This is a genomic window from Burkholderia sp. Se-20378, assembly GCF_017104665.1.
Classification (GTDB): domain Bacteria; phylum Pseudomonadota; class Gammaproteobacteria; order Burkholderiales; family Burkholderiaceae; genus Burkholderia; species Burkholderia lata.
Window position 1 is genome coordinate 1 of record NZ_JAAGPG010000447.1, and the last position, 6,779, is coordinate 6,779.

Below are 6,779 nucleotides of genomic sequence, written 5' to 3' on the forward strand. Positions count from 1 at the left end.
TCGATCCCGAGCACGCGTGCGCGCGGCGTCAGGCCGAAGCGCTTCGCGGTTTCCTCGTTCGCGAGCAGCAGCGCGGCGGCGCCGTCGTTGACGCCCGACGCATTGCCGGCCGTCACCGAGCCGTCCGGGCGCACGACGCCCTTCAGCTTCGCCAGCGTTTCGAGCGACGTCTCGCGCGGATGCTCGTCGCGCGACACGATCACCGGATCGCCCTTCTTCTGCGGAATCGTGACCGCGACGATTTCCTCGGCGAGCGTGCCGTCCTGCTGCGCACGCGCGGCCTTTTGCTGGCTGCGCAGCGCGAACAGGTCCTGATCGGCACGGCTGATGTTGTAGTCGACCGCGACGTTCTCGGCCGTCTCCGGCATCGAATCGACGCCGTGAAGCTGTTTCATCAGCGGATTGACGAAGCGCCAGCCGATCGTCGTATCGTAGATGTCGGCCTGGCGCGCGAACGCGCTCGCGGCCTTGCCCATCACGAACGGCGCACGCGTCATGCTCTCGACGCCGCCTGCGACCATCAGCGCGGCCTCGCCCGACTTGATCGCACGCGCGGCCACGCCGACCGCATCCATCCCGGAACCGCACAGGCGGTTGATCGTCGAACCCGGTACACCCTGCGGCAGCCCCGCGAGCAGCGCCGACATGCGCGCGACGTTGCGGTTGTCCTCGCCGGCCTGGTTCGCGCAGCCGTAGATCACGTCGTCGATCGCCGTCCAGTCGACGTCGCGGTTGCGCTCGACGAGCGCCTTGAGCGGCACCGCGCCCAGATCGTCGGCGCGCACGCCGGACAGTGCACCGCCGTAACGCCCGATCGGCGTACGGATCGCATCACACAGAAAAGCTTCGGTCATCAGTGTCTCCGGTCCCAGGACAGGCTGGGGAATGAACAGGGCGCCCCCCTTGCATTGCCCGCCGGGATGCGCTTAAATGTTCTATATACGAACATAAGATCGTGTATCGAACGTTCAACGCATCATAGGGAGTGCGGGGACGACCTGTCAAGCGCCCGGTCCGCCGGGCGGTTGGCGTGTCAGGCCCCATGCGCTATCTTCTCGGCTGCACGATATTCCGATCGCTCATGACAACCGAAGACACTCAGACGAAACCCGGCGACTCCTATGTCCAGTCGTTCGCACGCGGCCTCGCGGTAATCCGCGCGTTCGACGCGGCCCGTCCGGAGCAGACGCTCACCGAGGTCGCCTCGGCCACCGGGCTCACGCGCGCGGGCGCGCGCCGGATCCTGCTCACGCTGCAGACGCTCGGCTACGTCGAGGCTGACGGCCGGCTGTTCCGGCTCACGCCGAAGATCCTCGAACTCGGCTTCGCGTACCTCACGTCGATGCCGTTCTGGAATCTCGCCGATCCCGTGATGGAGCAGTTGTCCGCACAGATCCACGAAAGCTGCTCGGCGGCCGTGCTCGACCGCACCGAGATCGTCTACGTGCTGCGGGTGCCGACCCGCAAGATCATGACGATCAACCTGTCGATCGGCAGCCGGCTACCCGCGTACTGCACGTCGATGGGCCGCGTGCTGCTGTCGGCGCTCGACGACGCCGCGCTCGACGAAACGCTCGCGCAAAGCGGCATCCGCGCGCATACGCCGCGCACGATCACCGACCTCGGCGAACTGAAGGCGGCGATCGCGCAGGTGCGCCAGCAGGGCTGGGCCGTGGTCGACCAGGAACTCGAAGTGGGCCTGATGTCGTTGTCAGCACCGATCCGCAACCGGCGTGGGCAGATCATCGCGGCGATGAACATCAGCGGCAACGCGCAGCGGCATACCGCGAAGCAGATGGTGAAGGAGTTTCTCGGGCCGCTGCAGCAGGCCGCGCAGACGGTGTCGGAGCTGGTGGCGCGACGGGGGTGACAACGAAGGCACGGAACGCGTCAGGACGTGCTCCGTGCCGCATGGCGTGGCCGGATCTGCAACCGTGCCCGTTGCATCGCTTGTTGCAGTCGCTCCGTCAGCACCGCTCGTGGCGGCAATGCCGTCAGGTACTCTGCAACGTGGATACCGGACCTATCCAGTTCCAGCAGTTCGATCTGCTCTGATTTCTTGCCGGTGCAGAGGATGATTCCAAGAGGTGGTGCTTCATCCGCCTCTCGCTCGTGCCTGTCGAGCCAGCGCAGATACAGTTCCATCTGCCCCTTGTACGCGGCCTTGAACTCGCCGACTTTCAACTCGACCGCAACCAGCCGCCGCAGCTTCCGGTTGTAGAACAGCAGATCAAGGTGGAAATCCTCGTCGTCGATCTGGATGCGCTTCTGCCGGGCGACGAAAGTGAAGCCTGCGCCAAGCTCCAGCAGAAAGGACTCCATTTCGCGAATGATCGCGGTCTCCAGGTCGCCTTCCTGCCAGGTGTCGCGCAGACCAAGGAAATCGAGAATATAGGGATCGCGCATGATCAGGCTGGGCGACATACGTTGTGCATCCCGCATCGTTGCCAGCTCCTCCGCGATCAATGCATCCGGCTTCCGGGAGAGTGCAGTACGCTCATACAACATCGAGTCGATACGCTCGCGCAGCATCCTGACGCTCCAGCGCTCCACGCTGGCCATCTGCGCGTAGTAGTCACGCTGACGCGGGTCTTTGAGCGGGACCAACGCAACAAAGTGTGTCCAGCTCAATTGTCGTATCAGCGATACGACAATCCGTTCGTCCGGAAAGGTCGCAGCAAACTGCACCATGCGGCGCAAATTTTTCACGGCAAAACTGCCGCCATAATCCTTCGTCAATTGCGCCGCCAGGGTCGGCAGCACTTCCTCACCGTAGTCGGCCCGTTTGCCCGCCAGAATCTGGGTGTGAACGAGTTGACCGATGCGCCAGTAGAGCATCGTCAACTCACTGTTCACCGCCGAGGCAGTACGCTGCCGTGCCGCTTCGATCAATGCCCGGATGTCACCCAGCAGCGTTTGCGTCGCGACTGGCGATGCAACGACAACCTTGCGTCGGGTCATGCTGTTGCCTCCTCGATGTGCTGCCGACCCGCAATCGTTCGGTGCCTGCTTGCCGCCCACTCGACTGCGCCGACATCAGCCCCGCGCCGGACCGGCGTCGCAGTGAAATAAAAAGCGGGCAGCACCGGCTGCCCGCACATGCTGATTGCATTGCAACGTTCTGCTCACGAAACCCGGAGCGAACGCCGATCCGCCCAATTTAGTGACGGGCAAAAGCGCGGTCAATTTGACGAGAACGAAACTTCTCCGAGCTTGTAGGACACCGCGCCGCACCCTCGACGAACAGTGTCTGCTTGCTTGCCGGCACCGTGCCCGTGACACGGCCGAGTGACGCACCACCACCCGCTCAAAACAGATGATGAATCCCGGCCACGATCGCAAGTTGCCGCTGCGTGCCCGATGCACCGATCGCGAATATCGCGGCGCGCGCCGCCGCATTCCCCGTCGCCTGCTGCGCAACCGCATGCAGGTAGACCTGCGTGCGCTTCGACAACGCATATACGTCCCCGAGCGAAGCCGACAGATAGCGGCGGCCGATGAACGACGTCGTCGACATCCCGCCGCCCACGGCATTGGCCGGCGTGACCTGCCACGTGGCGCCCGCATCGAACGTGCGATACGAATCCGTCTGCGCGCCGGCCTTCAGCCTCACGTAGGTGTACAGCGCGTGCAGTCTCACGGCGCCCCAGTCGTAGCGCGCACCGATGCCCGCGTTCTCGACCTTGTCCGCCACATACGACAGCGCCGGACGCCCCTGGAACGTCGACAGGCCGAGGCCCGCGGTCGTATCGCCGAGCATCGGGCCGAGCGCGCGGTCGTGCTCGTTCACGTACGCGGCGGCGAGCCCGAACGATCCGTTCACGTAATCGATGCCCGCTCCCGCGATGCGTCCGCTCGAGAAATTGCCGGGCACGCCGCCGAACCCGAGCAGCAGCCCGACCCTCAACCCGTACAGCGCGGGCGACCGGTACTTCACGACATTGCTCTCCTGCGCCGACGTCGTCTCGACCAGCCCGTCGAGGTTGCCCGGGTGGGCCGCGAGCAGGTTCGACGACTGAAAGCCGTTGCCCATCGGCGCGAGCCAGTCGTAGTTGAACGCGGTCTGCTGGCCGAGCGTGATCGTGCCGGCCCGCTCCGACGACAGCCCGACGTACGCCTGCCGGTTGAACAGCGTGCCGCTGCGCATCAGTGCACCGGTGTTGGTCGCGAAGCCGTTCTCGAGCCGGAACACCGCGCGCCAGCCTGCCCCCAGCTCCTCGCTGCCGAGGAAGCCGATGCGGTCGGGCTGCATCACGCCCTGCAGCATCGCGGCTTGCGAGCCGCCCGCCCGGTTGTTCACATACGCGACGCCGGCATCCAGGCTGCCGTACAGCGTCACGCTGCTCTGTGCATGGGCCGCGCTTGCGGCCGCTGCACTCAATACCGCGAAAATCATGGCCGCGCGGCGGCGGCTTGCCGACGTCTGCATCGGGGTCTCCTCGTTGTGCAGGGAATGCGCTCGCTCGCGCTTATTCGACGGCTTTCGCATAGCCGCCGGCACGCGCGTAACGCAGCCCCATCGCACCGATCGCGACGGCGGCACAGACGATCGGCACGATCAACAGCATGAAGACACCCGACAACCCCATCGCGCTCGCCATCACCAGCGCGCCGACGAACGAGCCCGCGATCGCGCCGAGCCGGCCGACGCCGAGCGCCCAGCTCACGCCCGTCACGCGGCTGCCGGTCGGATAGAAATCGGCTGCGAGCGCATTCGCCCCGGTTTGCGAGCCGGCAACGCCGAAACCGACCCCGAAGATGCCGATGCACAGCGACGGCAGGTCGTCGTAGCGCCACGCGACGAGGAACACGCACAGCGCGCCGACGAGATAGGCGGCCACCAACACCGCGTACGCGTTGAAGCGGTCCATCGCACGCCCGAGCAGGATCGCACCGACCGTGCCGCCCAGCTGGAACATCGCGGTGACGATCGCCGCCTGCGCGAGATCGAAGCCTGCTTCGCGAAACAGGCTCGGCAGCCAGTTGGTGACGAGATAGACGATCAGCAGGTTCATCCAGAATGCACACCACAGCGCGAGCGTGCCGAACCGCAGCGGCCGCGCGAACAGTTGCGACACGGGCGAGCGCGCCGCGACGCTCGCCGGCTCGTCCGCGACGAAGCGTTGCACATCGTCCGGCGCATCGGGCGACATGCGGCGCAGCACGGCCGCGACCTGCGCGGCCGGTGCGCGCCGATGGATCAGGAAGCGGATCGATTCGGGCAGCGCGGCGAGCATCACGATCCCGAGCGCGATCGGCAGCACGCCGCCGATGACGAACATCGCATGCCAGCCGTAACGCGGAATCACGTGCGCGGCAATGAACCCCGCCGCCGCGGAGCCGAACGTGAAGCCGCAGAACATCGTCGTGACGACCAGCGCACGGCGCGCACGCGGGCTGTACTCGGACGTCATCGCGATCGCATTCGGCATCGCCGCGCCAAGACCGACACCGGTGAGAAGACGCAGCACCGTCAGCGAATGAATCTCAGGCGCGACCGCGCACAGCGTGCTGAACAGGCCGAACGACAGGACCGACCCGACCAGCAGGCGCTTGCGGCCGAGCCGGTCGCCGAGCGGCCCCGCGAAGAACGCGCCGACCGCGAGGCCGACCAGCCCGGACGCGAGCAGCAACGTGATGCCGGTCGTGCCGGCATGCCAGTCGCTACGCAGCGCGGGCACGACGAAGCCGATCAGCGCGGTGTCGAGCCCGTCGAGCGCGACCACGGCGAAACACTGCAAGGCAATCGCCAGCTGGAAACGTGAAAACGGCAGCGCGTCGATCCAGCGCTGCACGTCGAATGCGGGGGTGGGTTGCAAGGGGGTGTCTCCTTCGTTTTATCGTGACGGGCCGGACGGCCTGCACCGGGTCCGTGCATCGCGTATCGGGCGCGGCGGACGATACGACACGCCCGTCTGCCGCGGCCGTTGCCGATCGTTCCGATCAACTTCAATCACTCACTCGTACTGCGAATTCCATTCGATACCGCCGAACCGAGCGCCGAGCGCCGCCGCACATCGCCGGATTGCTCCGACGAACCGGCGGCGCCCGCTCCGCTCAGTCCAGCTTGAACAATCGCTTCGCGTTGTCGCGCCCGATCTTCTCCCGGTCGTTGTCACCGATCTCGGCAGCGTCGAACCATGCGCTCGCCTCTTCCATCGATTCGAACGGATAGTCGGCCGAGAACAGCACGCGGTCGCTGCCGATCTCGTCGATCGCATTGCGCATCGCGATGGTGCGGAAATTACCGCTCGTCGTGACATAGAAGTGCGCGCGGAACGTATCGATGAACGATCGCTTCGCCTTCACACCCATCGGGTTCTTGCCGTTCGGAGATGCCCAGTGCGACGTGCGCCAGATGTTGTGCAGCGCGAGCTCGCCGAGGTGGCCGAGGATCACGGTCAGGTTCGGGTGTTCGTCGAACAGGCCGCTGCCGATCAGGCGCAGCGCATGCACACCCGTTTCGCGTGAAAACTCCCACGCCGGCCCCATCAGCCACGGATGGCCTTCGATCGCCAGTTGCTGGCTCGGCAACGGATTGCGCGGGTGCAGGTAGAACGGCACGTCGAGCCGCGCGACCTCGGCCCAGAACGGCCGGTATTGCGGCAGGTCGTAATAGGTCGCGTTGTCGGCGTGGCCGATCTGCGAAAAGCCGTTGACGAGCGCGCCCTTGAAACCGAGTTCGGTCACCGTCCGCGCCAGCTCTCGCGCGGCGGCGTCCGGGTCCTGCAGCGGCAGCGCCGCGAACGCGCCGAAGCGGTCCGGCCGGCGCGCGACCT

At 66.0% G+C, this 6,779-nt stretch carries 6 protein-coding genes; 1 reads left to right on the forward strand and 5 read right to left on the reverse strand.

What is annotated here, in order from left to right; genetic code table 11:
* The coding region (locus G3N93_RS30820; RefSeq protein ID WP_206134649.1) for an acetyl-CoA C-acyltransferase at positions 1-854 on the reverse strand (854 nt) is incomplete at its 3' end.
* Between the two features lie 227 nt (positions 855-1,081).
* Here G3N93_RS30820 and G3N93_RS30825 point away from each other — a divergent pair.
* A complete protein-coding gene (locus tag G3N93_RS30825) occupies positions 1,082-1,870 on the forward strand; it encodes an IclR family transcriptional regulator (RefSeq protein WP_043180969.1) in 789 nt (262 codons plus the stop codon).
* Positions 1,871-1,890: 20 nt separating this feature from the next.
* Here the strand turns inward: G3N93_RS30825 and G3N93_RS30830 are convergent, their stop codons facing one another.
* The 4 genes from G3N93_RS30830 to G3N93_RS30845 all read right to left on the reverse strand — a co-directional run.
* Positions 1,891-2,961: a YhcG family protein gene (locus G3N93_RS30830; RefSeq protein ID WP_206134650.1), complete on the reverse strand. Its 1,071-nt coding sequence runs from the start codon at positions 2,959-2,961 to the stop codon at positions 1,891-1,893.
* A 346-nt stretch (positions 2,962-3,307) separates the two neighbouring features.
* Positions 3,308-4,429: a porin gene (locus G3N93_RS30835; RefSeq protein WP_241026764.1), complete on the reverse strand. Its 1,122-nt coding sequence runs from the start codon at positions 4,427-4,429 to the stop codon at positions 3,308-3,310.
* 40 nt (positions 4,430-4,469) lie between these two features.
* Positions 4,470-5,819, reverse strand: a complete 1,350-nt coding sequence (locus G3N93_RS30840) for an aromatic acid/H+ symport family MFS transporter (protein WP_206124369.1) — start codon at positions 5,817-5,819, stop codon at positions 4,470-4,472.
* Between the two features lie 238 nt (positions 5,820-6,057).
* Positions 6,058-6,779: amidohydrolase family protein (locus G3N93_RS30845; RefSeq protein WP_206134651.1), on the reverse strand; the 722-nt coding region annotated here is incomplete at its 5' end.

Coding starts and splice junctions, on each gene's coding strand:
- G3N93_RS30835 (WP_241026764.1), bottom strand. CDS start 4,429: ATGCAGACGTCGGCAAGCCGCCGCCGCGCGGCCATGATTTTCGCGGTA.
- G3N93_RS30830 (WP_206134650.1), bottom strand. CDS start 2,961: ATGACCCGACGCAAGGTTGTCGTTGCATCGCCAGTCGCGACGCAAACG.
- G3N93_RS30825 (WP_043180969.1), top strand. CDS start 1,082: ATGACAACCGAAGACACTCAGACGAAACCCGGCGACTCCTATGTCCAG.